Source organism: Serratia sp. A07, assembly GCF_058725505.1.
Genome location: NZ_JBZXDO010000012.1, coordinates 108220 through 133505, shown reverse-complemented (window position 1 = coordinate 133505; position 25286 = coordinate 108220). Strand labels below are relative to the sequence as shown.

General features: G+C 61.0%; 26 protein-coding genes. 4 read left to right on the top strand and 22 right to left on the bottom strand.

What is annotated here, in order from left to right; genetic code table 11:
- Positions 1–107 precede the first annotated feature (107 nt).
- From fre to pepE, 3 genes are all read right to left on the bottom strand, one after another.
- A complete protein-coding gene (gene fre / locus AC4PR2_RS14550; RefSeq protein ID WP_004934474.1) occupies positions 108–809 on the bottom strand; it encodes an NAD(P)H-flavin reductase in 702 nt (233 codons plus the stop codon).
- A gap of 50 nt (positions 810–859) precedes the next feature.
- Positions 860–2356 carry a 4-hydroxy-3-polyprenylbenzoate decarboxylase gene (gene ubiD / locus AC4PR2_RS14545; RefSeq protein WP_025304926.1) on the bottom strand — a complete coding sequence of 499 codons (1497 nt, stop codon included), beginning with the start codon at positions 2354–2356 and terminating at the stop codon, positions 860–862.
- Between the two features lie 86 nt (positions 2357–2442).
- Positions 2443–3168 (bottom strand): dipeptidase PepE, encoded by a 726-nt coding sequence (pepE, locus tag AC4PR2_RS14540; RefSeq protein ID WP_084826259.1) that lies wholly within the window; start codon positions 3166–3168, stop codon positions 2443–2445.
- Between the two features lie 246 nt (positions 3169–3414).
- Here pepE and rfaH point away from each other — a divergent pair, with 246 nt between their 5' ends.
- On the top strand, positions 3415–3903 hold the full coding sequence (gene rfaH, locus AC4PR2_RS14535) for a transcription/translation regulatory transformer protein RfaH (protein ID WP_004934466.1): 489 nt from the start codon (positions 3415–3417) through the stop codon (positions 3901–3903).
- Between the two features lie 45 nt (positions 3904–3948).
- Here the strand turns inward: rfaH and hemB are convergent, their stop codons facing one another.
- The 12 genes from hemB to udp all read right to left on the bottom strand — a co-directional run bounded on the left by hemB (position 3949) and on the right by udp (position 14569).
- The gene (gene hemB, locus AC4PR2_RS14530; RefSeq protein WP_033636707.1) at positions 3949–4971 is read right to left on the bottom strand and encodes a porphobilinogen synthase; all 1023 of its coding nucleotides are present in this window, start codon (positions 4969–4971) and stop codon (positions 3949–3951) included.
- A 14-nt stretch (positions 4972–4985) separates the two neighbouring features.
- Entirely contained in the window at positions 4986–5768 is a 783-nt protein-coding gene (gene tatD, locus AC4PR2_RS14525) for a 3'-5' ssDNA/RNA exonuclease TatD (RefSeq protein ID WP_070915677.1), read from the bottom strand.
- A 53-nt stretch (positions 5769–5821) separates the two neighbouring features.
- Positions 5822–6592, bottom strand: a complete 771-nt coding sequence (gene tatC, locus AC4PR2_RS14520; protein WP_004934456.1) for a Sec-independent protein translocase subunit TatC — start codon at positions 6590–6592, stop codon at positions 5822–5824.
- Between the two features lie 3 nt (positions 6593–6595).
- Positions 6596–7165, bottom strand: coding sequence for a Sec-independent protein translocase protein TatB (gene tatB, locus AC4PR2_RS14515; RefSeq protein ID WP_197803931.1), 570 nt, complete (start codon positions 7163–7165; stop codon positions 6596–6598).
- Between the two features lie 3 nt (positions 7166–7168).
- A complete protein-coding gene (gene tatA / locus AC4PR2_RS14510; protein ID WP_004934452.1) occupies positions 7169–7432 on the bottom strand; it encodes a Sec-independent protein translocase subunit TatA in 264 nt (87 codons plus the stop codon).
- A gap of 80 nt (positions 7433–7512) precedes the next feature.
- On the bottom strand, positions 7513–9144 hold the full coding sequence (gene ubiB / locus AC4PR2_RS14505; RefSeq protein WP_038874180.1) for a ubiquinone biosynthesis regulatory protein kinase UbiB: 1632 nt from the start codon (positions 9142–9144) through the stop codon (positions 7513–7515).
- Positions 9141–9749 carry a ubiquinone biosynthesis protein UbiJ gene (gene ubiJ / locus AC4PR2_RS14500; RefSeq protein ID WP_060424142.1) on the bottom strand — a complete coding sequence of 203 codons (609 nt, stop codon included), beginning with the start codon at positions 9747–9749 and terminating at the stop codon, positions 9141–9143. The genes ubiB and ubiJ overlap by 4 nt, the downstream gene beginning before the upstream one ends.
- A gap of 13 nt (positions 9750–9762) precedes the next feature.
- The gene (gene ubiE / locus AC4PR2_RS14495; RefSeq protein WP_025304918.1) at positions 9763–10518 is read right to left on the bottom strand and encodes a bifunctional demethylmenaquinone methyltransferase/2-methoxy-6-polyprenyl-1,4-benzoquinol methylase UbiE; all 756 of its coding nucleotides are present in this window, start codon (positions 10516–10518) and stop codon (positions 9763–9765) included.
- Positions 10519–10596: 78 nt separating this feature from the next.
- A complete protein-coding gene (rmuC, locus tag AC4PR2_RS14490; protein WP_060424144.1) occupies positions 10597–12144 on the bottom strand; it encodes a DNA recombination protein RmuC in 1548 nt (515 codons plus the stop codon).
- 140 nt (positions 12145–12284) lie between these two features.
- Positions 12285–12815, bottom strand: coding sequence for a DedA family protein (locus AC4PR2_RS14485; RefSeq protein WP_019455291.1), 531 nt, complete (start codon positions 12813–12815; stop codon positions 12285–12287).
- A 79-nt stretch (positions 12816–12894) separates the two neighbouring features.
- On the bottom strand, positions 12895–13677 hold the full coding sequence (locus tag AC4PR2_RS14480; protein WP_049209368.1) for a tyrosine-protein phosphatase: 783 nt from the start codon (positions 13675–13677) through the stop codon (positions 12895–12897).
- Positions 13678–13807: 130 nt separating this feature from the next.
- Positions 13808–14569 (bottom strand): uridine phosphorylase, encoded by a 762-nt coding sequence (udp, locus tag AC4PR2_RS14475; RefSeq protein ID WP_004934432.1) that lies wholly within the window; start codon positions 14567–14569, stop codon positions 13808–13810.
- A 486-nt stretch (positions 14570–15055) separates the two neighbouring features.
- On the opposite strand from udp, the gene AC4PR2_RS14470 reads away from it, so the two are divergent.
- On the top strand, positions 15056–15883 hold the full coding sequence (locus tag AC4PR2_RS14470) for a dienelactone hydrolase family protein (protein WP_100396569.1): 828 nt from the start codon (positions 15056–15058) through the stop codon (positions 15881–15883).
- Between the two features lie 84 nt (positions 15884–15967).
- On the opposite strand, the gene metE is transcribed toward AC4PR2_RS14470, so the two are convergent.
- Complete coding sequence (metE, locus tag AC4PR2_RS14465; protein WP_075335012.1) at positions 15968–18256, bottom strand: 5-methyltetrahydropteroyltriglutamate--homocysteine S-methyltransferase; 2289 nt, start codon at positions 18254–18256, stop codon at positions 15968–15970.
- 90 nt (positions 18257–18346) lie between these two features.
- Here metE and metR point away from each other — a divergent pair, with 90 nt between their 5' ends.
- Positions 18347–19291, top strand: a complete 945-nt coding sequence (gene metR, locus AC4PR2_RS14460) for an HTH-type transcriptional regulator MetR (protein WP_038874173.1) — start codon at positions 18347–18349, stop codon at positions 19289–19291.
- Positions 19292–19326: 35 nt separating this feature from the next.
- On the opposite strand, the gene AC4PR2_RS14455 is transcribed toward metR, so the two are convergent.
- Positions 19327–20187, bottom strand: coding sequence for a carboxylate/amino acid/amine transporter (locus AC4PR2_RS14455; protein ID WP_197803935.1), 861 nt, complete (start codon positions 20185–20187; stop codon positions 19327–19329).
- Positions 20188–20338: 151 nt separating this feature from the next.
- On the opposite strand from AC4PR2_RS14455, the gene AC4PR2_RS14450 reads away from it, so the two are divergent.
- Positions 20339–20668 (top strand): hypothetical protein, encoded by a 330-nt coding sequence (locus AC4PR2_RS14450; RefSeq protein WP_038874168.1) that lies wholly within the window; start codon positions 20339–20341, stop codon positions 20666–20668.
- On the opposite strand, the gene AC4PR2_RS14445 is transcribed toward AC4PR2_RS14450, so the two are convergent.
- The 5 genes from AC4PR2_RS14445 to ugpA are packed head-to-tail and all read right to left on the bottom strand — an operon-like array spanning position 20649 to position 25208.
- Positions 20649–21605, bottom strand: coding sequence for an AEC family transporter (locus AC4PR2_RS14445; protein ID WP_049202434.1), 957 nt, complete (start codon positions 21603–21605; stop codon positions 20649–20651). The two genes, AC4PR2_RS14450 and AC4PR2_RS14445, sit on opposite strands and share 20 nt — an antisense overlap.
- Before the next feature lie 60 nt (positions 21606–21665).
- Positions 21666–22403 carry a glycerophosphodiester phosphodiesterase gene (gene ugpQ, locus AC4PR2_RS14440; RefSeq protein WP_047729384.1) on the bottom strand — a complete coding sequence of 246 codons (738 nt, stop codon included), beginning with the start codon at positions 22401–22403 and terminating at the stop codon, positions 21666–21668.
- Positions 22403–23473, bottom strand: coding sequence for a sn-glycerol-3-phosphate import ATP-binding protein UgpC (locus AC4PR2_RS14435; protein ID WP_142109132.1), 1071 nt, complete (start codon positions 23471–23473; stop codon positions 22403–22405). The genes ugpQ and AC4PR2_RS14435 overlap by 1 nt, the downstream gene beginning before the upstream one ends.
- Before the next feature lie 5 nt (positions 23474–23478).
- Positions 23479–24324, bottom strand: coding sequence for a sn-glycerol-3-phosphate ABC transporter permease UgpE (gene ugpE / locus AC4PR2_RS14430; protein WP_019455301.1), 846 nt, complete (start codon positions 24322–24324; stop codon positions 23479–23481).
- Positions 24321–25208 carry a sn-glycerol-3-phosphate ABC transporter permease UgpA gene (gene ugpA / locus AC4PR2_RS14425; RefSeq protein WP_015376293.1) on the bottom strand — a complete coding sequence of 296 codons (888 nt, stop codon included), beginning with the start codon at positions 25206–25208 and terminating at the stop codon, positions 24321–24323. The genes ugpE and ugpA overlap by 4 nt, the downstream gene beginning before the upstream one ends.
- Positions 25209–25286: the final 78 nt, after the last annotated feature.

The window sequence follows — 25286 nt, the reverse complement described above, 5'->3', positions numbered from 1 at the left end:
GTTCTTCCCGCCTGTCAGGGGCGGGTTTTTTTATGTCTGAAGTTTGCCGGCGCCCAAATAAAAACGGGGCGACCCTCGGCCACCCCGTTCACTGCGCATCGCCTCTGTCAGATAAACGAAAACGCGTCGCCGAACATATGCGCTTCCAGCGCGCCGCGCTCGGCGCAGAAACGCTCACGGGCGATTTTCGCCATCTCGAAACGCCCGGCGATATAGATATCATGCTCCGCCAGCGTGCCGAAATCCTGCAGCACCGCGCTGAGCACGGTGCCGCTGCGGCCGCGCCATTCGGCTTCCGGCTGCTCGACCACCGGGATCACCTTCAGATTAGGATGCTGCAACGACAGCGCTTCCAGCTCGCTCAAATCGTACAGGTGCTTCAGCTCACGCCCGCCCCAGTAGATCGAAATGTCGCGATCGGGCTGCTGCTCCAACGCGGTCAACAAGATTGAACGCGCGTAAGAGAAGCCGGTGCCGCCGGCGATCAGCACCAGCGGACGGCTGCCCTCTTCCCGCAGCCAGGCGTCGCCGTGCGGCACGTCGACGGTGATCGCCTGCTCTTTCAAGATGCGATCCATCACCGCCATGGCGTACAGATTCAGCTCCGAAGCGCCGATGTGCAGTTCGATATAATCTTGCTGCGTCGGGGTAGATGCCAGCGAGAACGGACGCTTGTCGCGCTCGTCCATCACCACCATCAGATATTGCCCTGCCTTGAAAGAAAACGGCTGCTCGGGCACCAGACGTACCCGATAAACCGTATCGGTAATGGCCTCTACCGAGGTCACTTTACAGCTCAATATTGTCATGCGTTCCCTCTGTCGGGTCATCAATGCAAAGCTGAGAACAGAGCCTGACGCTACAGCGTCGGTTCCCTGTCACTGAAGATTGCGAGCTCATCCCAGATTTCGTCGACGCGCGCACGTACCTTTTCATCCATCTGAATCGGACGGCCCCATTCGCGATCGGTTTCACCCGGCCATTTATTGGTGGCGTCCAGCCCCATCTTCGAACCCAGGCCGGAAACCGGCGAGGCGAAGTCCAGATAGTCGATCGGCGTATTCTCCACCAGAACGGTATCCCTTGCCGGATCCATTCGTGTGGTGATCGCCCAAATCACGTCGTTCCAGTCGCGCGCATTGACGTCGTCATCGCAGACGATAACAAATTTGGTGTACATAAACTGCCGCAGGAACGACCAGACGCCCATCATCACGCGTTTAGCGTGGCCGGCGTACTGTTTTTTCATGGTCACTACCGCCAGGCGGTACGAGCACCCTTCCGGCGGCAGATAGAAATCGACGATTTCCGGGAACTGTTTTTGCAGGATCGGCACGAACACTTCGTTCAGCGCCACGCCCAGGATCGCCGGCTCATCCGGCGGGCGGCCGGTATAGGTCGAGTGGTAGATCGCGTTGCGGCGCTGGGTGATGTGGGTGACAGTGAACACCGGGAACTGGTCGATTTCATTGTAGTAACCGGTGTGGTCGCCGTAAGGGCCTTCCGGCGCCATTTCACCCGGCTCGATATAGCCTTCCAGCACGATTTCGGCGCTGGCGGGCACTTCCAGATCGTTGGAAAGGCACTTGACCACTTCGGTTTTATTGCCGCGCAGCAGCCCGGCAAAAGCGTATTCAGACAAGGTATCCGGCACCGGCGTGACCGCACCGAGGATGGTGGCGGGATCGGCGCCCAGCGCTACCGCGACCGGGAAACGCTCGCCGGGGTGCGCCTGGCACCACTCCTGATAATCCAGCGCGCCGCCGCGATGCGACAGCCAGCGCATGATCACTTTGTTCTTGCCCAGCACCTGCTGGCGATAGATGCCGAGATTTTGCCGTTCTTTATGCGGGCCGCGGGTCACCGTCAGCCCCCAGGTAATCAGCGGCGCGGCGTCTTCCGGCCAGCAGTGCATCACCGGAATACGGCCCAGATCGACATCCTCACCCTGCCATACCTGCTCCTGACAAGGCGCGGATCCCAGCACCTTGGTCGGCATGTTCAGCACTTGCTTGAACTTCGGCATTTTGTCGAACAGATCGCGGAAGCCTTTCGGCGGCTCAGGCTCTTTGAGGAACGCCAGCAGTTTGCCGACTTCGCGCAGCGCGCTGATGTCTTCCTGCCCCATGCCCATCGCCACGCGATTGGCGGTGCCGAACAGGTTGCACAGCACCGGCATGTCGTAGCCTTTCGGGTTTTCAAACAGCAATGCCGGGCCGCCCGCCCGCAGGGTGCGATCGGCAATCTCCGTCATTTCCAGGTAAGGATCGATCGGCTGGCTGATGCGTTTTAGTTCCCCTCTCTTCTCCAGCAACGAGAGGAAATCGCGTAAGTCACGGTATTTCATGCTGATCATTATAACGGCCAGTGGGGAGGGCATTATAAGCCCTCTTCACGGTTGTTGCTGCAATTTTGTTAACGCCGCCCGCTGCGGGGTGGCCCTCAGCCGCAGTTGAACGGCACCAGCGTGGCCAGCGCACGCGTATCCTGATATTCGCGCGTCTCCTCGCCGTGGCGGAACACCTTGAAGCCCTGCCCGTTAGCGCTGAAGTAACGCAGCGCATTGCCTTCAACGTGCAGCAGGCTGCCTTCACGCAGCGCCACCACCGATTCACTCGGGTTGACCGCGCAGAACTCCTCCAGGCGCTCGTCACGGGTTTCGCCCATGTGGCCGCTGATATGCGCGTCGATGTAATGCGGGTTGATCTGCACCGGGAACAGCCCCAGCGCCGGCAGCACCACGCTGCAGCGCACCGGCATATCATTGGTGGTACGAATGCTCGGCGTAGCCACGTTGCAACCGGCGCTCCAGCCGACGTAAGGCACCTCACGCTCGCGCACCGCGCGCTGGATAGGCACGATCAGGCCTTGTTCGTGCAGCATTTGGTTCAGCAACCAGGTATTGCCGCCGCTGACCAAAATACACTCCGCCTGCGCGATCGCCGCCGCCGGCGAAGCGGCGTGGTGGATACTGGTGACTTCGATGCCCAGCGTTTGCGCCAGCTCCTGCGCACGCTGGTCGTAGTCATAACGGATCAGGGCGTAAGGGATAAAGACGGCGGATTTGATGCCGCGACGCGCAATCATCGCCAGCAGTTGGCTTTTGGCGTACCCCAGCAGCTCGGCTTCGCCAGACAGCTTGCCGTTGCTCAACAGAAACAGCTCCATTTCTTTCCCCCTCGGTCAAAAACGATGAATAGCGTCACAGCCGGTAGCGCAACGCCTTGCCATACTGTGACGGTAACAAATTTTCAGCCCTCTGTTATACCAGCGCCGTATCGATAAGTGTGTGACCCCTCGCTAATAGCCGCATATTCATAGAGATAGGTGATGTTACACGCTGAAACTTGCATCACTATGTATCCGGAATAGCTTTTGATATGCTTACCGGCTGGCAGAAAGGCATGTGAAATTATGGAATCCTGGTATCTACTTTATTGCAAACGCGGTCAGCTGTTGCGAGCGCAGGAACATCTGGAACGGCAGCAGGTAAACTGCCTCAGCCCGATCATCACGCTGGAAAAGATCGTGCGCGGCAAGCGCATCGCGGTCAGCGAACCCCTGTTTCCCAACTATCTGTTTGTGGAGTTCGACCCGGAGCGCATTCACACCACCACCATCAGCGCCACCCGCGGCGTCAGCCACTTCGTGCGTTTCGGCGCGTTGCCGAGCGTGATCCCGAGCAAGGTGATCGATGAGCTGCGCACGCACGCCAGCGAAACCTATGTCGATCCGGAAACCCCGCAGCCGGGGGATACCGTTCTGATCGTCGACGGCGTATTCGAAGGGCTGCAGGCGATCTACACCGAGCCGGACGGCGAGGCGCGTTCCATGTTGTTGCTGAACCTGATCAACAAACAGGTCAGTCAAAGCATCGACAACCGACAGTTCCAGAAGATGTAATGCAAAAGGCGCCCTCAGGCGCCTTTTTGTTGGCTCAGTTGGCGCTTAACGACGCATCGCGTCGTCGTGCAGCCACTGGGCGACACGCTTGGCGAAGTAGGTCAACACACCGTCGGCGCCGGCGCGTTTGAAGCACATCAACGATTCCATCACCGCAGGTTGTTCTTGCAGCCAGCCGTTCTGAATCGCCGCCATATGCATCGCGTACTCGCCGGACACCTGATAAGCGAAGGTTGGCACGCCGAAGGTATCCTTCACGCGGCGTACGACGTCGAGGTACGGCATGCCCGGTTTCACCATCACCATGTCCGCGCCTTCCTGCAGATCCTGTGCAATCTCCTGCAGCGCTTCGTCGCTGTTGGCCGGATCCATCTGATAGGTCTTCTTGTTGCCGCCCTTCAGGTTGCCGCTGGAGCCCAGCGCATCGCGGAACGGGCCGTAGTAACAGGAAGCATACTTGGCGGAATAGGCCATAATCTGGGTATTCACCAGGCCCTGCAATTCCAGACGATCGCGGATCGCCCCGATGCGGCCGTCCATCATGTCACTCGGCGCCACGATTTCCGCACCCGCTTCGGCATGGGACAGCGCCTGACGCACCAGGATGTCTTTGGTCACGTCGTTAATCACATAGCCCTGCTCATCGATGACCCCGTCCTGCCCATGCGTGGTGTAGGGATCGAGCGCTACGTCGGTCAGAATGCCCAGCTCAGGCACCGCGTCTTTCAGCGCGCGCACCGTGCGCTGCACCAACCCTTCCGGGTTATAGGCTTCTTCCGCATGCAGCGATTTCAGGCCCGGCTCGATCACCGGGAACAGGGAGATCACCGGCACGCCGAGTTTGGCAATGGTTTCCGCTTCTTTGACCAGCAGATCGATCGTCATGCGCGATACGCCCGGCATCGAGGCCACTTCTTCCTGACGGTTGCTGCCTTCCATGACAAACACCGGATAAATCAGGTCGTTGACCGTCAGTTGGTTTTCGGCGACCAGGCGGCGGCTGAAGTCATGACGGCGCACGCGGCGCATACGGCGACCAGGGAAGGTACCCGGAAATGCATAGCTCATAGTTTTCTCCTAGCTCAAACCAGCCGGAATAGCCGGCGGGCGTTCTCATCGGTTTTTTGCCCCAGCCATTGCGGCTCTTCCTGTCGCCAGACGGCGACCTGATGCACGATATGGGGCAGGAAACAGGGTTCGTTGCGGCGAGATGCGGGTTTAGGTTGTAAATCCCGGGGCAACAAATAAGGGGCGTCCGTTTCCAGCAACAGACGCTCGGCCGGGATCTGCGGCAACAGGGCGCGCAATTCCAGGCCGCGCCGCTCGTCGCAGACCCAACCGGTAATCCCGATCGACAGGCCCAGCGACAGGCAGCTTGTTAATTCTTCGGCGGTGCCGGTGAAGCAGTGCACCACGGCCGCGGGCAGTTTATCCAACCACGGCGTCAGTAGCTCGGCAAAACGTGCGTGTGCGTCGCGGCAGTGGAGAAACACCGGCAGCGCCAACTCCGCCGCCAGCGCCAGCTGCGCGGTGAACGCCGCTTCCTGCTGTGCGGGCGTCGAGAAGTTGCGATTGAAATCCAGGCCGCATTCGCCGATCGCCGCCACTTCAGGGCGCGCGGCCAACGCATAAATCTGCTCGGCGGTGTGTTCATCCCAACCGCTGGCGTAGTGCGGATGCACGCCGGCGGTAGACCAACCGTAGCCCGCATGTTGCTGCGCCAGTTCGGCGGCCTCGCGGCTCTCCGCCAGATCGGTGCCGGTAATCAACATCCCCGTCACGCCCGCAACGCGGGCGCGTTCCACCACCGCCTGGCGGTCTTTGGCGAATTGGCTGCTGGTGAGATTAACGCCGATATCAAACATGGTTTTTTCCAAAGCAAAAGCCGCCCAATGGGCGGCTTCGCAATCAATGTGGATCAGGGTGCTGGGGGTTCGTCACCCTCGTCTTCTTCTTCCGCCTGCGGGCGACGTTTACCGGTATAGAAGCGAGCGAAGAACACCCCCACTTCAAACAGCAGATACATCGGTATTGCCAACAGGGTTTGCGAGAACACGTCCGGCGGCGTCAACAGCATGCCGACCACAAACGCGCCGACCAACACATACGGCCGTTTCTTCTTCAGATCTTCCGGCGAGGTGACGCCGCTCCAGCACAGCAGAATGATGGCGACCGGCACTTCGAAGGCGACGCCAAACGCCATAAACAGCGCCATGACGAAATCGAGGTAGTTTTTAATGTCGGTCGCAATGGTCACCCCCATCGGCGCGGTCTTGGCAAAGAAGCCGAAGGCCAGCGGGAACACGATGAAGTAGGCGAAAGCCATGCCGAGGTAGAACAGCAGGCTGCTGGACACCAGCAGCGGCATCATCAGGCGGCGTTCATGCTTGTACAGCGCCGGTGCGATGAATGCCCACACCTGATACAGAATCATCGGCGCTGAGACGAACACCGAGACGATCATGGTCAGCTTGATCGGCGTAAAGAACGGTGACGCCACGTCGGTAGCGATCATGCTCGCCCCGGCCGGCAGCTGCTTGAGCAGCGGCGCAGAGACCAGCTGGTAGATGTCGTTGGCGAAAAACACCAGCACCACGAACACCGCCAGCACGCAAATAATCGAGTTCAACAGCCGCTTGCGCAGCTCTATCAGATGACTGATAAGGGGTTGGGTATCTTCAACAGCCATGTATTAACGATCGCCACTAGGTTGGTGAGACGCTGGGGTTTTATCCGCAACAGGTTCGACAGGTGCCGGCGCGGTTTCCACCGGCGCTTTAGCCTGCTGCGCTGGCACTGGCGCGGCCGGTGACACAGGCGCGACGGCCTCAGGCTCCTCTGCCGGTTTTGGCACGGCGGCGGGCGCGCTGGCGCTGGTTGCCGCTTCCGCCGGCGTCACGCCGTCGTGCAAGGCTTCCGGATCGGTGACCTGCGGGTTATGAATGGTGTTCGCCAGCTCTTCTTTCTCGCCCCGGTAGGTGCGTTTCAATGATTCCGCCGCGTCTTTCAGCTCATCCATTGACGCCTTCAGCTCCGGCGTCAGGTTCTGCAAACCGGCCTGTTCCGCTTTTTTCAGGCTGTCCTGCAGCTCCTGCAGCTTCAGTTCCTGAGACAGTTCGTGCTGCACCGAGGCCGCCAGCGAGCGCAGCGCGCGGATCCAGCCCGACACCGTTCTGACCGCGACCGGCAACCGTTCCGGCCCCAGAACAACCAGGCCGATCACCAGCACCAGCAGCAGCTCACTAAACCCAATGTCAAACACGGTTTATACCTGCTCTTTGTTCTTCGACTCTTCCGGTTTCACTTCCGGCTGCTTATCGGTAATAGGCTTGGCCGAGAAGTCAGCGTCATCCAGGCTGCTTTTCTCAGCCGTGTTGGGGGTCGACGGCGTGTCGTCGCCGATCGCCTTCTTGAAGCCCTTGATCGAGGCGCCGAGATCGGAGCCCAGCGTGCGCAGTTTTTTGGTACCGAACAGCAGCACCACGATCACTGCGATGATCAACAATTGCGTAATACTAATACCGCCCATTTTAATTACCTCTAATTTTAAAGGGTCTTTCAAAGCCAGCCCGCATTATAGGGCCGACTTTACCAGAGTGACGAATTAAATCAGGTGGTTCGCTTCCAGCCAATCACCCAGCATACGATGCCGGCGGCCATCATCCAGGCAGGAAACACCTCGATTTGCCCCAGCAGCAACAGCGTGCCGCTTACCAAGAGTGTAGCGCCAACGCCGAACAAATAACGTGACTGCCCCTGACGAACCCGCTGAGCCTGCATTTGGTTGGTCAGCTTATCAACGCTTTGTTGCAACAGTTTATGCTGCTGCAGGCTGTCGTAAAACAGCTCGGGCAGTTCCGGCAGCTTCTCCGCCCAGAACGGCGCTTTTTCTTTGAGCGCGCGCACCACGGCAGGGATGCCGACCTGATCGCGCAGCCAGCTCTCGAGGAACGGCTTGGCCGTGGTCCACAGATCCAGCTGCGGGTAGAGCTGGCGCCCCAGTCCTTCAACATACAGCAAGGTCTTCTGCAATAACACCAGCTGCGGCTGCACTTCCATATTGAAGCGGCGTGCGGTGTTGAACAGGTTCAGCAGCACGTTGCCGAAGGAAATCTCCGCCAGCGGTTTCTCGAAAATCGGCTCGCACACGGTGCGGATGGCGAATTCAAAGTCTTCCACATTAGTGTCGCGCGGCACCCAACCGGAGTCGACGTGCAGTTCCGCCACCTTGCGGTAATCACGGTTGAAGAAGGCGATGAAATTTTCCGCCAGGTAGCGTTTATCATCCTTGTTCAGCGAGCCGACGATGCCGCAGTCGATGCCGATATAGCAAGGATCTTCCGGATGTTCGTAGCTGACGAAAATATTACCGGGATGCATGTCCGCATGGAAGAAGCTGTCGCGGAATACCTGGGTAAAGAACACCTGAACGCCGCGTTCCGCCAACAGCTTCATGTTGGTGCCCTGCTGCTCCAGCGTGGCGATATCCGAGACCGGAATGCCGTAGATGCGCTCCATCACCAATACGCTTTCACGGCAGTAGTCAGAATAAACTTCCGGTACGTACAGCATCGGGCTGCCGTCGAAATTGCGGCGCAGCTGAATGGCGTTGGCCGCTTCGCGCAGCAGGTTCAATTCGTCCAGCAAGGTTTTCTCGTACTCACGCACCACTTCGCGCGGGCGCAGACGGCGGCCGTCCGGCAACAGCTTCGGCACCCAGCCGGCCAAACGGTACATCAGGCGCACGTCGGCCTTGATGATCGGCCCGATATCCGGCCGGATCACCTTCAGCACCACTTCCTGGCCGGTGGTTTTCAACCGCGCGGTATGCACCTGCGCGATCGAAGCAGAGGCCAACGGCTGCTGATCGAAATCGTCGAACCAGGTTTCCAGCGGGCCGCCCATCGCCAGTTCAATATGTTTACGCGCCAGCGCGCCGTCGAAAGGCGCGACCCGGTCCTGCAACAAAGTCAGCTGATCGGCAATCTGCGGCGGAAACAGATCGCGGCGGGTCGACATCATCTGGCCGAACTTGATCCAGACCGGCCCCAGTTCCTGCAGCGCCAGCCGCAGGCGTTCACCCAGCGGCTTGTCCTTGTGCCGATTCGGCATCCAGAACAGCAGCCGGCGGCCGAAGCGCAGCGGCAGCGTCAAACGCATTTTAGGGATCAGTTCGTCCAGCCCATAGCTGAGAAAAACGCGGACGATAAAATACAAACGGCGCAGTTCGCCTGGGGTCATCGCTTGCCCTCCAACTTGTCCATGCGGGCAGACAGCGCTTCCGCGCTGCGGGCGAGTGCATCAACTTCCTCGTTGAACCACACCACTTCCAGCGGCCCCGGTGCCAGACGCCACTCTTCCGTCAATGCCTCCGCCATGTCCTGCTGCCGGCGCATAAAGCCGGTTTTCAGCAGCGAGGCGCCTTTTCCCAGCGCCTGCGTAATGCCCTGGGCGGCGATATCGCCGATATAGGGCGCCAGCCACTCCGCCGGATCCCACTCCGCCAGATCGAGCAGGCCAACCAGCTGTTGCACCACCTGAATATCGCCTTCCACCGTCAATTCGCCGCTGCGCATCAGCACCGGCAACTGCTGGCGATCGCGCAGCTTCAGTAAGGCGGGAATGCGGCTGCGCACGGTGCAATCGGCGCTGTCCTCAGACTGCCCCAGCACGTCCACGCGCAGTTCGCTGAACACCAGCACCAGCGGTGAAGCCAGCTCTTCCAGTTCGATACGCAGCACCTTGCCCGCCAGGCGTTGGCGAGCGGCTTTCATGCTGCGATCGCGAAACAGCAGATTATTCAGCGAGGTTTCCAGCGCACCGGTCAGCAGAGGGGTAAACAGCATCGGCATCTCCCTCTCAGAACTTGAAGCCGCGATGCAGGGCGACAATCCCACCGGTCAGGTTGAAATAGGTGACGTTTTCAAAACCGGCGTTGCCCATCATGCCCTTCAGGGTTTCCTGATCGGGGTGCATGCGGATCGATTCCGCCAGGTAGCGGTAGCTGTCCGGATCCTTCACCACCAGCTCGCCGATCTTCGGCAATACGTGGAACGAGTAGGCATCGTAAGCTTTGCTCAGCGGCGCCAGCAGCGGCTTGGAGAATTCCAGCACCAGCAGGCGGCCACCCGGCTTCAGCACGCGGAACATCGAGCGTAGCGCTTTGTCTTTGTCGGTGACGTTGCGCAGGCCAAAGGAGATGGTGATGCAATCGAAGTAATTGTCCGGGAACGGCAGCGCTTCGGCGTTGGCCTGCACGTAATTGATGTTGCCGACGATGCCGCGATCGCGCAGCTTCTCGCGTCCCATCTTCAGCATCGAATCGTTGATGTCCGCCAGCACCACCTGCCCCTGCTCGCCGACCATGCGGGAGAACTTGGCCGCCAGATCGCCGGTACCGCCGGCCAGATCCAGCACGCGCTGCCCACGGCGCACGCCGCTGCAGTCAATGGTGAAACGCTTCCAGATACGGTGGATGCCGAACGACATCAGGTCGTTCATCACGTCATACTTTGCCGCTACCGAATGAAAAACGTCCGCCACCATGGCCTGTTTTTCGTCTCTAGCGACGGTGCGAAAACCGAAATCGGTGGTTTCCTGCGGTTGATCTGCCATTGTCCTGCCTGCTATTCAGTCAATTTTGTGTGGATGAGTGTACCAGAAGCCTGGGGAATACCCCACCTCGCCACGGCCTCAGCCGTGCGAAACGAAGCCCGGTTCCCCGGCGGTATCGTCATCGTCTTTCGTCTGCGGCAGCGCGGCGACATCATCGTCGTTCGCCTCTTCCGCTTCATCGTGTTGCGCGCCGGCTTGCTGCGCCAGCAGCGGGTTGATCGGCCGTTTGACCTCAACCCCCAACGCGCGGAAACCTTCAATTTGGCCGATAAGGTTACCACGGCCTTCGCTCAGTTTGTTCATCGCCTGACGATAACTGCCCTGCGCTTTGTCCAGGCTCTGCCCCAGCGCGGACATATCGTCCACGAACAGCCGCATCTTGTCATACAGTTTCGCCGCGCGATCGGCGATGCGCTGGGCGTTCTGACTTTGATGCTCATAGCGCCACAGGTTGGTGATAGTGCGCAGCGCCACCAGCAACGTGGTCGGGCTGACCAGCATGATGTTGTGCTTGAGCGCTTCGCTGATCAGCTCCGGCTCGCGATCGATAGCCAGCAGGAAGGCGGGCTCGACCGGAATGAACATCAGCACATAGTCCAGCGAGCGCAGCCCCGGCAGCTGCTGATAGTCCTTGCGGCCCAGCATGCGAATGTGGCCGCGCAGCGAGGCGATATGTTCGCTCAGCGCCGCTTCGCGCTCCACCTCGTCTTCACCGTTGAAATAGCGCTCGTAGGCGATCAGCGACATCTTAGCGTCGATCACCACGTCCTTGCCCTGCGGCAGGCGCACGATCACATCGGGCTGCATGCGGCTCTGGTGATCCACCCGCACGTTGACCTGCGTTTCATACTCGTGCCCTTCGCGCAGGCCGGAGGCCTCCAGCACCCGGCTCAGCACCACTTCGCCCCAGTTGCCCTGCGTTTTGTTGTCGCCTTTAAGCGCCTTGGTGAGGTTAATGGCCTCGCGCGCCATCTGTGCGTTCAACTGCTGCAGATTACGTATTTCGTGCGTCAGCGTGTGACGTTCCCGCGCCTCCTGACCAAAGCTGTCCTGCACCTGACGGCGGAAACCGTCCAGCTGTTCACGCAGCGGCAGCAGCAACCGATCCAAGCTTTGCTTATTTTGCTCGTCCACCTTGCGGCCGCTGTGTTCAAAAATGCGGTTGGCGAGGTTTTCAAACTGGGTGGTGAGGCGTTGTTCGCTGTTGATAAGCAGGCGCTGCTTCTCCTCCGCCGCCATGCGCGTCTCTTCCAGACGGATGGTGACTTCGCGCAGCTCGGCCTCCTGCGCGCTGTTAACCTCGCGCTGGGCGCGCAGCTCCTGGTTGAGCAATTCGCATTCGTTGCGCCAATGGTTGAGCTGTTGAAGCTTTTCATGCCCGGCCGCCAGCTGGCTGTGCAGGTTACGCAGCTCCAGCTCGCTCTGCCGCAGCTGCTGCTCGTGGCGCTGCAGAGCCTCCTGCCGCGCCGCCGTTTCCTGCTGCGCCTGCTGCAACGCTTGCTCCAGCAACCGCAGCTCGGTTTCATGCTGCGCATTCGTCTGTTGTACCCGCAGACTGGCGATCAACCACCCCAACAGCATGCCGATCGTTACGCCGCCAATCCCATAAATCAGACTGGTATCCACCCTGCCTCCTGTTGCACCTTGCCGTTCCGGCGTTTCGCACGCCCATTGCCCGTCACGTTAAGGGGAGCCTGTATGGATGTCCAGCCTGATTTTGCCCGCCGCGCACAATATTGCGCGGCGCTGCGCAATTTAGCGAGAAATCAGCCCAGCCACTGGCTGAGCCACTTGATGCCGAATGCCCCCGGCGCCAGAATGCCGAACGCCCAGATCATCGCCGACGTGACGTTGGCTAACTGGAAATAACGCTGCGGCATGCCGCAAATGCCGCCCACCAGCGGCACCACGGCGCGCAGCGGGCCGAAAAAGCGGCCGATGAAGATGCCCAGCACGCCCCAGCGTTCAAAGAACGCGTGGCCGCGCGCCAGCAGCTGCGGATTGCGCGACAGCGGCCACATATGCGCCACCCGGTCCTGATAGTGATAGCCGATCCAGTAAGAGAGCCAGTCGCCGAAAAACGCCCCGACGGCGGCAGCGGCCCAAATCGGCCAAAAGGCGATGCCGCTTTCGCCGATCAGCGCGCCCAGCGCCAGCAGGATCACCGTGGCCGGCAGCAGCAGCGACAAAAACGCCAGCGACTCGCCGAACGCCAGGAAAAAGATGATGGGAATGGCCCAGCCTTCGTGCTGACGCACGACGTCGCTGACCCAGTTGATAACGTCATTGAGGCTCAATGCGGGGCTCCTGATACGCGATAATTCGCCGCCTAGGATAGGCCGGGGCGAGTTAAACCCCGGCTAAACGCGCGGCGATTTACTCGAGGTAGAACGCCTGCAGCGCTTCGCGCTGGGCTGCGCCCAGGCCGTATTCCGCTTCCAGCCAGCGGTCGGTGGAACCGTATTGCTGACGGATGCAGCCCAACGCCGTCATCAGGAACTCCTCGCGCGCGCTGAGCACGTAGGCGAATTGCTCCAGCGCCGCCGCATTCAGCTTGATAGACAGCTGATCCAGCATCTGCTCGCGGAAAGTGGCCAGCGTGGTTTCGGTCAGCAGATAGTCTTCCAGCACCGTCGCTTCGTCGGCCCCCAGCGCAAACAGCACCAGTGCCGAACCGACCCCGGTGCGATCCTTGCCGACCGCGCAGTGCTGCACGATGGCGCCGCCGCCAGGATTGCTCAACAGCTGCGCCAGCCGCTGATAGGCCGCATTGCCGAACGGCAGGCGGCGATACAGTTCCAGCATGAACGCGCGGGCGTCGAAGGCGGCCAGCGTCTCGTTGGTGAGCTTCTCCAGGTTGGCGTTGACTTCGCTGCTCAGCGGGTTGGCCGGCACGTGGTGATAATCGGCGCCATTCCACAGAATATCCGGCTTGGCCTGCACCTCGTCGGCATCGCGGTAGTCCAGCACCGAGCGCACCGGCACGCCGGCGAGAAAGGTGCAGTCGTTTTCCGTCAGCCGCTCGAGGGAACCGGAGCGGAACAGCAGGCCGCGCTTGATGCGGCGCCCGTCGGCCACGCCGTTGCCGCCGAAGTCGCGGAAATTGATGCCGCCGTCGAGCGGCGCGAGCGAAGGATGAAGCAGGATCTGGGCGGTCATAAACGTCCTCGTTGTTTTTGTTATGACAACGCGCGGCGGCCATCGGCGCAGCGCTGAGGAGTATCACCGTAACAGATTCGCCGCGAATGGAAAAACGGGCCGCGTCGGCGGCCCGCTGGGGGAAAGGCGATTACAGCAGGCGGCGGGCGGCGTCCACCACGATCTGCACCGCTTTGCTTTCGGTGTTTTTCATGGTCTCGGCGTTCGGGATCTCTTGCTGGGTGCGGTTGACGATCACCCCAGCCACCATGCCGGCACGCAGGCCCTGGCTGGCGCACATAGTCAACAGCGTGGCGGATTCCATTTCATAGTTCATCACGCCCATCGCCTGCCACTCTTCCATCGAGCCTTTGAAGCGGCTGACCACGCGGCCGGAGTAAGTGTCGTAACGCTCCTGGCCCGGATAGAAGGTATCGGAGGAGGCGGTCACGCCGATGTGCGTGGTAGCGCCACTGGCCTTGGCCGCTTCCACCAGCGCGGTGGTGCAGGCGAAGTCAGCGACTGCCGGGAACTCCATCGGCGCAAAGTGCAGGCTGGCGCCGTCGAGGCGTACCGCCGCCGTGGTGACCAGCACGTCACCGACGTTGATGTTCGCCTGAATGGCGCCGGTGGTGCCGATGCGCAGGAAGGTGCGAATGCCCAGTTGCGCCAGCTCTTCCACCGCGATAGAGGTAGACGGGCCGCCGATACCGGTAGAACAGACGATCACCGCCTTGCCGTCCAGCTCCGCGCGCCAGGTAGTGAATTCACGATGGGAGGCCAGATGCACCGGATTTTCCATCAGCTTGGCAATCTTCTCTACGCGCTGCGGATCGCCCGGCACGATGGCAAGCTGGGCCCCTTGTAAATCGTTCTTGGTGAGGCCGAGATGAAACACGTCAGACTGAGACATACGAGACTCCTCATGGATCATGTTTATTGGGAGGAACAAAAAAGCACTCTACTGAAAATCGCCGCTTAATTTCGTGACGATAGTCACTATGAAAAGAGAAACAAATTACATGCTACATATTTTTTGTGATTTTTATCACAAAAAAGCACTGTAACGCCCCCAGAGCGCACCGCTATACCTCAGTCTAGCCGACAAATCTTGCCGCCCTCTGCCGTTGGTTGCCGGCTGAAACTATTTAGCTGATCAATCCAAAATAACCCCATCTTATCGGTTGCTTAGGGACAAAGAAGCCCTCTAACGCACCTTATGGCACTTACGCAGGGCAAAACGCGTAATAACATGATAAAAAGCGCTTAAAAATGCCGCAAAGCCAGATAATTAGCCGTTTTTTATCAACTTGTCCGAAAGTGCGCCACGCAGCGCCAATAATGGGTAATCTTTCCTATAGTTAATCTCAGCGCTTTTTTCTATTGCACGGAGACCGCAATGAAAACCGAACATGTGATGACATTAGAACAGGCTCAGGGGGGATTCGCCCCGGCCGCCGCGCCGTTGGCCGCCTCCGCGATTATCACCGACGAACAGGGCATTCACGCCGGGCAAACGACCATCCCTTCTCAGGGCGACGCGCTGCCGGCCTACGTCGCCAAACCCGCCGACCAGAGCGGCCCTTTCCCCATCGTGCTGGTGGTGCAGGAAATCTTCGGCGTCCATGAACATATTCAGGATCTGTGCCGCCGCCTGGCCAAGCAGGGCTATCTGGCGATCGCGCCCGAGCTCTATTTCCGCCAGGGCGACGCCAACGACTACACCGATATCGGCGAGCTGTTCCAGCAGTTGGTCACCAAGGTGCCGGATCGTCAGGTGCTGTCGGATCTGGATCACGCCGCGCACTGGGCTATCCGCCACGGCGGCGACGCAGGCAAGCTGGCGATCACCGGTTTTTGCTGGGGTGGCCGCATCACCTGGCTGTACGCGGCGCATAACCCGCAGTTGAAGGCGGCGGTCGCCTGGTACGGCAAACTGGTCGGCGAGAAAACGCTGAATTCACCGAAGCAGCCGGTCGACGTCGCCACCCAACTGTCGGCGCCGGTGCTGGGGCTGTATGGCGGGCAGGACAGCGGCATCCCGCTGGAGACGGTGGAAACCATGCGTCAGGCGATCCGCGCCGCCAACGCCGAGGCCGAAATCGTGGTGTATCCCGAAGTCGGGCATGCGTTCAACGCCGACTATCGCCCCAGCTACAACGCCGAAGCGGCGCAAGACGGCTGGCAGCGCATGCTGGCATGGTTCGCCCAGCACGGCGTCAAATAATTTCCCGCGCATAAAAAAGGGCGCCGAAGCGCCCAATCATCACACCAGTAAATCTATAAGCGGCGGTTTATCCGCCGCACGGCATCACGCGTGCTCGCGCAGGCGCTGTGCCGCCAATACCATGTTGGCCAGCGACTGTCGGGTTTCCGGCCAGCCGCGGGTTTTCAGGCCGCAATCCGGGTTAACCCACAGGCGTTCCGCCGGGATGTTCTGCGCCGCTTTACGCAGCAGCGCTTCAATCCATTCCACGCTCGGCACGTTCGGCGAGTGGATATCGTAGACGCCCGGCCCGATTTCGTTCGGGTATTCGAACTCTTTGAAGGCTTCCAGCAGATCCATATCGGAACGCGAGGTCTCGATGGTGATCACGTCGGCGTCCAGCGCGGCGATGGAGTCCATGATGTCGTTGAACTCGCAGTAACACATGTGGGTGTGGATCTGGGTGTCGTCCCGCGCCACGGCGGCGTTCAGTTTGAAGGCGTCCACCGCCCAGTTCAGGTAAGCGGCCCAGTCGGATTGGCGCAGCGGCAGCCCTTCGCGCAGGGCGGGTTCGTCGATCTGGATGATGCCGATACCGGCTTTTTCCAGATCTTCCACCTCGTCGCGCAGCGCCAGCGCAATCTGCTTGGCAATCACTTCGCGGGTCACGTCTTCACGCGGGAACGACCAGCACAGGATGGTCACCGGCCCGGTCAGCATGCCTTTCACCGGCTTGTCGGTCAGCGACTGGGCGAATTTGGCCCATTCGACGGTGATGGCTTCCGGGCGGCTGACGTCGCCGATGATGACCGGTGGCTTCACGCAGCGGGAGCCGTAGCTCTGCACCCAGCCGTTTTGGGTAAACACGAAGCCGTCCAGGTTCTCGCCGAAATACTCCACCATGTCGTTACGCTCGGCTTCACCGTGCACCAGCACGTCCAGCCCGAGGCGCTCCTGCTCGACGATCGCCTGTTTGATGTGCTCACCGATGCTGGTGCGGTAGTTGTTGCCGTCCAAACGGCCCTGTTTGAAGTCCAGACGCAGGCCGCGGATCTCGGTGGTCTGCGGGAACGAACCGATGGTGGTGGTCGGCCAGGCCGGCAGGTTGAAACGCTCGCGCTGCGCCCTGGCGCGCTCGGCGTAAGCGCTGTGGCGTTCGCTGTCCTGCGCGGTGATCGCGGCCAGGCGACGCTCAACCTGTGGGTTGTGCACGCGGCTCGACTGACGGCGGGCGCGGATCGGTGCGCTGTAGGCATCCAGTTCAGCCTGCCTGGCCGCGTCAGGCGCGTTCAGCGCCGAGCTCAACAGCGCCAGCTCGGCGCATTTTTGCAGCGCGAAGGCGAACCAGCTTTTCACTTCTTCGTCCAGACGGCTTTCCACGCTCAGGTCGATCGGGCTGTGCAGCAGTGAACAGGAGCTGCCGATCCACAGTGGGCGGGTGCCCACCAGCGGCTGAAGACGTTCGAACCAGCGGCTCAGATCGGCGCGCCAGACGTTGCGGCCGTTGATGACCCCCAGCGACAGCAGCCAGTCGTTCGGCAATGCGGCGCTCAGCGCGGCAATATCGTCATGGCCGGCGACCAGATCGACGTGCAGCCCCTGCACCGGCAGCGTGCGGACGGTATCGAGGTTGTGGCCGACGCTGTCGAAATACGTGGTCAGCAGCAGCTTCACCTGCCCCTGCAGCGCGTCGTAAGCCGGTTTGAACGCATCCAGCCAGGCTTGCGGCAGCTCCAGCACCAGCGCAGGCTCGTCAATTTGCACCCACTCGACGCCGCGTTTCGCCAGCTCGGCCAGCACCTGTTGGTAAACCGGCAGGATGTCTTTCAGCAGCGACAGGCGGTCGAACGGCTCGCCCTTCACCTTACCCAGCCACAGATAGGTCACCGGGCCCAACAGCACCGGCTTGATGCGATGGCCGAGCGCCAGCGCTTCGTCCACTTCGTCCAGCAGCTGAGTCCAGCCCAGCTTGAACTGCTGGCCTTGCTGGAATTCGGGCACCATGTAGTGATAGTTGGTGTTGAACCATTTGGTCATTTCCGCCGCGGCCGCCGGCTCGCCGGTCGGTGCGCGGCCACGGCCGATGCGAAACAGCGTGTCCAGATCGATCGAGCCATCCGCATTCTGATGGCGCGCCGGCACGTTGCCCAGCAGCAGGCTGGTGGTCAACACATGATCGTACCAGGCGAAATCGCCGACCGGCACCAAATCCACCCCGGCCTGCTGCTGTTGCTGCCAATGACGAGCGCGCAGCTCGCGGCCAACCGCCAACAGCTCTTCCTGCGTTGAGTTGCCGGCCCAGTAGCTTTCCTGAGCTTTTTTCAGCTCACGTCGTAGCCCAACGCGAGGAAAACCCAGTGTGTGATTCAAAATTGCCATCGTCATATTCCCCATTTAGCCGTCCAGATGTTTACACATCCATAATCAGCAGGTACTGTATTAACCACAAGCGCAATTTATTCACTGTCAATGTGAAGGACTCTCATGATCGAACTGAAACATTTACGGACGCTGCAGGCCCTGCGCAACAGCGGTTCGCTGGCGGGGGCGGCGGCCCAACTTCATCAGACGCAGTCTGCCCTGTCGCACCAGTTCAGCGATCTTGAACAACGTCTGGGCTTCAAGCTGTTCGTGCGCAAGAGCCAGCCCCTGCGCTTCACCGCCCAGGGCGAGATCCTGCTGCAGCTGGCGGAGCAGGTGCTGCCGCAGATCCAGCAGGCGCTGCAGGCCTGCCACGAGCCGCATCAGACCACGCTGCGCATCGCCATCGAATGCCACAGCTGCATTCAGTGGCTGACGCCGGCGCTGGACAACTTCCGCCGGCGTTTCCCGCAGGTGGTAATGGACTTCACTTCCGGCGTGACTTTCGATCCGCAACCGGCCTTGCAACAGGGCGAACTGGATCTGGTGATGACGTCGGATATTCTGCCGCGCAGCGGCCTGCACTATTCGCCGATGTTCGATTTCGAGGTGCGCCTGGTGCTGGCGCCGGATCATCCGCTGGCCGGCAGACCGCACATCGAACCGGAAGACTTGAGTGACGAAACGCTGTTGATTTACCCGGTGCAGCGCCAACGGCTGGATATCTGGCGGCATTTTCTGCAGCCGGCGGGCGTCAGCCCGGCGTTGAAGAACGTCGATAACACGCTGCTGCTGATCCAGATGGTATCGGCGCGGATGGGGATTGCGGCGCTGCCGCACTGGGTGGTGGAGAGTTTCGAACAGCAGGGTCTGGTGGTGACCAAAACCCTGGGTGACGGCCTGTGGAGCCGCCTGTATGCCGCCGTGCGCGACGGTGAACAGCGCCAGGCAGTGACCGAAGCCTTTATCCGCTCGGCCCGCCAGCACGCCTGCGATCATCTGCCGTTTGTGCGCGACGCCGCACGTCCCGGCGCGACCGGCGCCAAAGCGTTGGCGGCCGGCGTATAAACTTTCGGGCCCCCCGGCCGGGGTGGCCCGCCCGCTTAGCCGAGCTGTTTCGGCGCCACCCAGCGGCGATGCACCCACAGCGAAGCGACGATCACCGCCCCGCCGATGATAAAGCTCGGCCAGTGCGGCTGCTGTTGCCAGATGGCCAGGTTGACCAACAAACCGGCCGGCACATGCATATTGTTCATGATGCCGAGCGTGCCGGCATCCACCTGCGTCGCGCCGTAGTTCCACATGAAGTAGCCCAGCCCCGACGCCACCACGCCCAGCCAGATCAGCACGCCCCACTGCAGATTGGTGGTCGGCAGCTGCTGCGGATTGCCCCACAGGAACCAGGCCACCACCGCCACCGCCGCCGCCCCCAGGTAGAACCAGGAAAATGCGGTGTGCTGCGGCAAGGGGTGCACTTCCATCAGGCGCTTATAGCCGACCATGCCGATGGCGAAGCTGATATTCGCCGCCTGCACCAACAGCAGCCCCCACCAGAAATGCTCACTCAGCTGGTGATAGCGGATAATCGCCGCGCCCAGCACCGCCAGCAACGCGCTGAAGACATAGCCCCAACGCAGGCGTCGGCCGCTCAGCAAGTCGTAGATCAGCGTGATGTACAGCGGCGTCAGCACGGTGAACAGCAGGAATTCCGGCACCGTCAGGTACAGATAGGCGCGGAAGCTGAACAGGTACATGATGCCCAACTGGAAGGCGCCCACCAGCATATACAGCAGGATCACCTTGAGTTTGATGTTGCGCCAACGCAGAAACGGCAGAAACACCAGCGCCGCCAGCCCGATGCGCACCAGCGCCGAGAATCCGCTGTCGACCTGGCCCGCCAGGTACTCGCCAATCAGGCTGAAAGAAAATGCCCACAGAATGGTGGTTATAACCAAAAGCAGCACGATGGGTTCACCCTAAAAAGACCGAAAGGGCGATTGTAACGGAAGATGCGCACCGCGTTGGTGAAAAGGCGGTTTACATCCGAACAAAAGATAAACTACCGGCAAAATTTCACCGCTGGGTTAGGCTTAATAAAAAGGCGAGGTAACCATCATGAAAACTTCTCACATCCTGTTCGCCCTGCTGTGGCTGCCCGGCCTGGCTGCGGCGGCCAACGGCGTAACCGATCTGCGTTCACAGCAGCAGTTTCTCAACCAAAGCAGCCAGCAGGCCCAGCAACAGCGCCTGTTGAACAATCGGCAAATGGACCAACGCCGCCTGCAGCAACAGCGGCAGTTCGACAATCAGCGGCAACAGCTGATGCAAACCACGCCGAACGGCGGGCAACTGCTGCCTAATGGCAATCAGCCGCGCGATCCGTTCAATCGCACCGCGCCGGCGGTGCCGCAGGCACCGATGCCGGCTACGCCCGCACGCCCATAACGGTGAGGATCAGCGGCGTGGTGATCGCCGCCAGCACGGTGGACATCACCAGGCTGGTGGCGGCCGGGCCGGTGAGCGTATTGAACTGGCGCGACATCAGGTAGACGTTCACCCCCACCGCCATCGACCCCAGCAGCACCACAACGCGGGTTTCCATCGGCGGCAGATCCATCATCCAGGCCAGCAGCCAAATCACTAACGGTTGTACCAGCAACTTCAGCACGCAGATGGCGCTGCTCAGCTGCCAGCCTTCGCTGATGCGGTACTCGGCAAGCCCCATGCCCAGCACCACCAGCGACAGCGGCGCCGCCACCTGGCCGAGCATGCTGACCGGCCGATCAACGAAGGCCGGCAGCGGCAGGCCGGTCAGGCTGAACAGGGTGCCGGACAAGATGCCGACGATCAGCGGATTGGTCAGCACGCTACGCGCGGTTTTAACGAAACCGCTCAGCGTCGGCGAACCATTGCGCGCCCATTCGATCGACACCGTCACAAGCGTCCACAGGATCAGGCCGTTGAACACCAGCACCAGCGCCACCGACGGGATCGCCGCCTCCCCCAGCATCACGCCGGCGATCGGCAAGCCGAGCATCACGTTATTGGAGAAAATACCGCCCAGCGCAAACACCGATCCGGCGACGCCATCCAGCCGGAAGAGATGCCGGGCGACGAGGCGGCCAAGCACAAACACGATCAGGCAACTGCCGAAGAACGCGATCAGCAGCCGGGCGTCGACCGCCGGGCGCTGCGAGAAGTCGCACATCATGCGAAACAGCATGGCGGGCAAGGCGAGGGAAAACACGAAACGCGTCAGGCCATCGGTGATGCTGGCAGGCCATTTCCCCCAGCGAATCAGCCCATAACCCAACGCGATCAGAACAAACAGCGGTAAAGACAGCACGATCTGGTGCCACAGTGACAGGATAAAGCCAGGCATCGCATTCCTTCCGGTGGTGCGGCGGCAAGGCTTGTCGTCGCGGGATTCATCGGTGCCGGATTAAAAATCCGGGCCGATCAAATCTATCCGGTCGGTGCAAATGCAGTCAACGCCCCAGTCGAGCAGCAGGCGCGCGCGATCCGGTTGGTTGACGGTGTACACCAGAATGCGCAGCCCGGCGTCTTTCAACGCTTTTACCCGCTCGGCGGTCAGCGCTTTGTGATCGATATGCAGCGAGACGCAGTCCAGGCGTTCGGTCAGCTCGCGCCAGTTGTCGTCCCAGTCCTCGAGCAGCAGGCCGCGCGGCAAATCCGGCACGGTGCGCTGCGCCGCCGCCAGCGCTTCTACCGAGAAGGAGGAAAGCAGCGGATCGGTCTGCCCTTGCCACAGCAGCCGCGCCGCCAGCGCCACCACCCGGCCGGTTTCATCGTCGCTGCCGGTGGTCGGCTTGATCTCGATATTGGCCATCAGGCCGTGTTCCTGGCAGCGTTCCGCCACCTCCGACAACAGCGGCAGCCGCTCGCCCTTGAAGGCCGAGCTGTACCAGTTGCCGGCGTCCAGCTGCACCAGTTTGTCCCACGGCAGCTCGCCCGCCACGCCCCAACCGTTGCTGGTGCGATCCAGCGTGTCGTCGTGCAGCAGGAAAATTTGCCCGTCCTGCGCCAGCTTGGCATCGAACTCGATCATCTTGTGGCCGTGGCGCGCGCCGACGTCGATCGCCGCCAGGGTGTTTTCCGGCGCCAGAGAACCGCCGCCGCGGTGGGCGACGATATGAGGGTAAGGCCAGGGTCTAGTCATCAATCCATCCGTAATCCGCTATGGGTGTCAAAGAAGTGCAGCGCCTGAGCAGGCAGCTGCAAATATAGCGTACAGCCCGCCGCCGGCAAGGTTTCGTGCGACAGCCGCGCGATCACCCCGTGGCCGCCCCACTGGCCGTGCGCCAGATTGTCGGCCCCCAGCAGTTCCAGCGTCTGCAGCTGCAGCGGCACGCCCTGGCTTTGCGCCACCAGTTGAATATGCTCCGGCCGAATGCCCAACGTCAACTGCCGCCCCGCCCACTGCGGTTTGGCCGCCGGCAACGGCAGCGCCATGCCGTCCGCCAGCAGCAGCTGGCCGCCGTCGGCGCTGAGGGTGCCGGGCAAGAGGTTCATCGCTGGCGATCCGATAAAGCCCGCGACAAACAGCGAAGCCGGCCGTTGGTACACTTCGCTCGGGGTGCCGATCTGTTCCGCCACGCCCTTGTTCATTACGATGACCCGCTGCGCCAGCGTCATCGCCTCCACCTGATCGTGCGTCACGTACAGGCTGGTGGTTTTCAGACGACGATGCAGCTGTTGCAGCTCCAGGCGCATCTGCACCCGCAGCTTGGCGTCCAGGTTGGACAGCGGCTCATCGAACAGGAATACCGCCGGTTCGCGCACGATGGCGCGCCCCATCGCCACGCGCTGGCGCTGGCCGCCGGAAAGCTCGCGCGGTTTGCGTTTGAGCAGCGGCTCCAGCTCCAGGATGCGCGCCGCCTCCTCCACCCGCTGGCGGATATGATCCTTGCCGAAACCGCGGATCTTGAGGCCGTAGGCCATGTTGTCGTACACGCTCATGTGCGGATAGAGCGCGTAGTTCTGGAACACCATCGCGATGCCGCGATCCTTGGGCTCCAGATCGGTCACGCGCCGGGTATCGATATAGATATCGCCGCTGGTGGTGCGTTCCAGCCCGGCCACCATACGCAGCAGCGTGGATTTGCCGCAGCCGGACGGGCCGACCATCACGATGAATTCGCCGTCCGCCACATCGAGGTCGATCTGTTTGATCACAGGCGTTTTACCGTCGTAAGACTTGGTGACCGCCTGTAGTTTTAATCCTGCCATCGTCGTTATTTCTCGCTATCAACCAGACCGCGCACAAACCAGCGCTGCATCAGAAGCACCACCGCCAGCGGTGGCAATAAAGTCAGAATCATCGCCGCCATCACCTGGTTCCACTGGGTCGGCGCGCCGGAAGTGGAGATCATGCTCTTGATGCCCGCCACTGCGGTGCCCATCGAGGCGTCGCTGGTGATCAGGATCGGCCACAGGTATTGGTTCCAGCCGTAGATAAAGGTGATGACGAACAGCGCCGCCAGATTGGTTTTCGACAGCGGCAGCACGATGTCCCAGAAGAAACGCATCGGCCCGGCGCCGTCGATGCGCGCCGCCTCCAGCAGCTCATCCGGCAGCGTCATGAAGAACTGGCGCAGCAGGAAGGTCGCGGTGGCCGAGGCCATCAGCGGCAGCGTCAGACCAGTGTAGCTGTCCAGCAGGTTGAGATTGGAGATCACCTCCACCGTCGGGAAAATACGCACCTCCACCGGCAGCATCAGGGTGAGGAAAATCAGCCAGAAGAACAGGCTGCGCAGCGGAAAGCGGAAGTACACGATGGCGTAAGCCGACAGCACCGACACCGCAATTTTGCCGAAGGTGATCGCCAGCGCCATGATCACGCTGTTCAGCAGCAGCAGCGAGAACGGCACCTTGAGGTTGCCCACGCCGCCCTGCCAGATATTGCGGATGTTCTCCCACAGGTGGCCGCCGGGCACCAGCGTCATCGGTACCTGAAACACCTGCTTGTCGTCCAGCGTGGCGGCGACAAAGGCCACGTACAGCGGGAACAGCACCACCAGCACGCCGATAATCAGCATCACATGGCTGAAGATATCCAGCCCGCGTCGATTCTCAATCATTGATAGCGCACCTTACGTTCAACAAAGCGGAACTGGATCACCGTCAGGCCGATCACCAGCAGCATCAGGATCACCGACTGCGCGGCAGAGCTGGAGAGATCCAATCCGGCGAAGCCCTCGCGGTAGATCTTGTAGATCAACGTGGTGGTGGACTGCACCGGCCCGCCGCCGGTGGCGGCGTCGATCACCGGGAAGGTATCGAAGAAGGCGTACACCAGATTGACCACCAGCAGGAAGAAACTCACCGGCGCGATCAGCGGCAGCACCAGATGGAAGAAACGCCGCACCGGACCGGCGCCGTCGATGGCCGCCGCCTCCACCAGCGAGCGCGGGATCGACTGCAGCGCCGCGAGGAAAAACAGGAAGTTATAGCTTATCTGCTGCCATACCGAGGCCAGCACCACCAGGAACATCGCCTGGCCGCTGTTTTGCGCATGGTTCCAGTTATAACCCAGCCCGTTGAGAAAATGGGTGATCAACCCCAGGCCGGGGTTGAACAGAAAGATCCACAGCACCGCCGCCACCGCCGGTGCCACCGCATAGGGCAGGATCATCAGCGTGCGATAGAGGCGGCTGCCGCGCAGCACGTAGTCCACCAGCGCGGCGAAGAACAGCGACACCGCCAGCCCGATGCCCGCCACCAGGAAGCTGAAGATCAGCGTGGTGTAAAACGAATCGAGATAGTAAGGATCCTGAAACAGCTGCTTAAAGTTATCCAGCCCAACAAACTGGCTGGACAGGCCGAACGGATCGAGGCTCTGCACCGAATACCACAGCGCCTCGCCGGCGGGCCATAAAAAGAAGACGGCGGTAATCAGCAGCTGCGGCAGCACCAACGCATAGGGCAACCAGCTGCAGCCGAAACCGGGACGGGAAGATGACATAGCAGTTAAACCATTAATCGGGTACGGAAGGATCGGCGTGAAGACGCGAGCCCGATCGGACGGGCCCGCGACGCAGGG

Coding starts and splice junctions, on each gene's coding strand:
- AC4PR2_RS14450 (WP_038874168.1), top strand. CDS start 20,339: ATGAAAACTTCTCACATCCTGTTCGCCCTGCTGTGGCTGCCCGGCCTG.
- udp (WP_004934432.1), bottom strand. CDS start 14,569: ATGTCTCAGTCTGACGTGTTTCATCTCGGCCTCACCAAGAACGATTTA.
- ugpE (WP_019455301.1), bottom strand. CDS start 24,324: ATGATTGAGAATCGACGCGGGCTGGATATCTTCAGCCATGTGATGCTG.
- ubiE (WP_025304918.1), bottom strand. CDS start 10,518: ATGGCAGATCAACCGCAGGAAACCACCGATTTCGGTTTTCGCACCGTC.
- AC4PR2_RS14480 (WP_049209368.1), bottom strand. CDS start 13,677: ATGACCGCCCAGATCCTGCTTCATCCTTCGCTCGCGCCGCTCGACGGC.
- rfaH (WP_004934466.1), top strand. CDS start 3,415: ATGGAATCCTGGTATCTACTTTATTGCAAACGCGGTCAGCTGTTGCGA.
- pepE (WP_084826259.1), bottom strand. CDS start 3,168: ATGGAGCTGTTTCTGTTGAGCAACGGCAAGCTGTCTGGCGAAGCCGAG.
- ubiD (WP_025304926.1), bottom strand. CDS start 2,356: ATGATCAGCATGAAATACCGTGACTTACGCGATTTCCTCTCGTTGCTG.
- tatD (WP_070915677.1), bottom strand. CDS start 5,768: ATGTTTGATATCGGCGTTAATCTCACCAGCAGCCAATTCGCCAAAGAC.
- AC4PR2_RS14435 (WP_142109132.1), bottom strand. CDS start 23,473: ATGGCAGGATTAAAACTACAGGCGGTCACCAAGTCTTACGACGGTAAA.
- ubiJ (WP_060424142.1), bottom strand. CDS start 9,749: ATGCTGTTTACCCCTCTGCTGACCGGTGCGCTGGAAACCTCGCTGAAT.
- tatA (WP_004934452.1), bottom strand. CDS start 7,432: ATGGGCGGTATTAGTATTACGCAATTGTTGATCATCGCAGTGATCGTG.
- metE (WP_075335012.1), bottom strand. CDS start 18,256: ATGGGGAATATGACGATGGCAATTTTGAATCACACACTGGGTTTTCCT.
- ugpA (WP_015376293.1), bottom strand. CDS start 25,208: ATGTCATCTTCCCGTCCCGGTTTCGGCTGCAGCTGGTTGCCCTATGCG.
- ugpQ (WP_047729384.1), bottom strand. CDS start 22,403: ATGACTAGACCCTGGCCTTACCCTCATATCGTCGCCCACCGCGGCGGC.
- tatC (WP_004934456.1), bottom strand. CDS start 6,592: ATGGCTGTTGAAGATACCCAACCCCTTATCAGTCATCTGATAGAGCTG.
- fre (WP_004934474.1), bottom strand. CDS start 809: ATGACAATATTGAGCTGTAAAGTGACCTCGGTAGAGGCCATTACCGAT.
- hemB (WP_033636707.1), bottom strand. CDS start 4,971: ATGAGCTATGCATTTCCGGGTACCTTCCCTGGTCGCCGTATGCGCCGC.
- AC4PR2_RS14445 (WP_049202434.1), bottom strand. CDS start 21,605: ATGCCTGGCTTTATCCTGTCACTGTGGCACCAGATCGTGCTGTCTTTA.
- AC4PR2_RS14470 (WP_100396569.1), top strand. CDS start 15,056: ATGAAAACCGAACATGTGATGACATTAGAACAGGCTCAGGGGGGATTC.
- ubiB (WP_038874180.1), bottom strand. CDS start 9,144: ATGACCCCAGGCGAACTGCGCCGTTTGTATTTTATCGTCCGCGTTTTT.
- metR (WP_038874173.1), top strand. CDS start 18,347: ATGATCGAACTGAAACATTTACGGACGCTGCAGGCCCTGCGCAACAGC.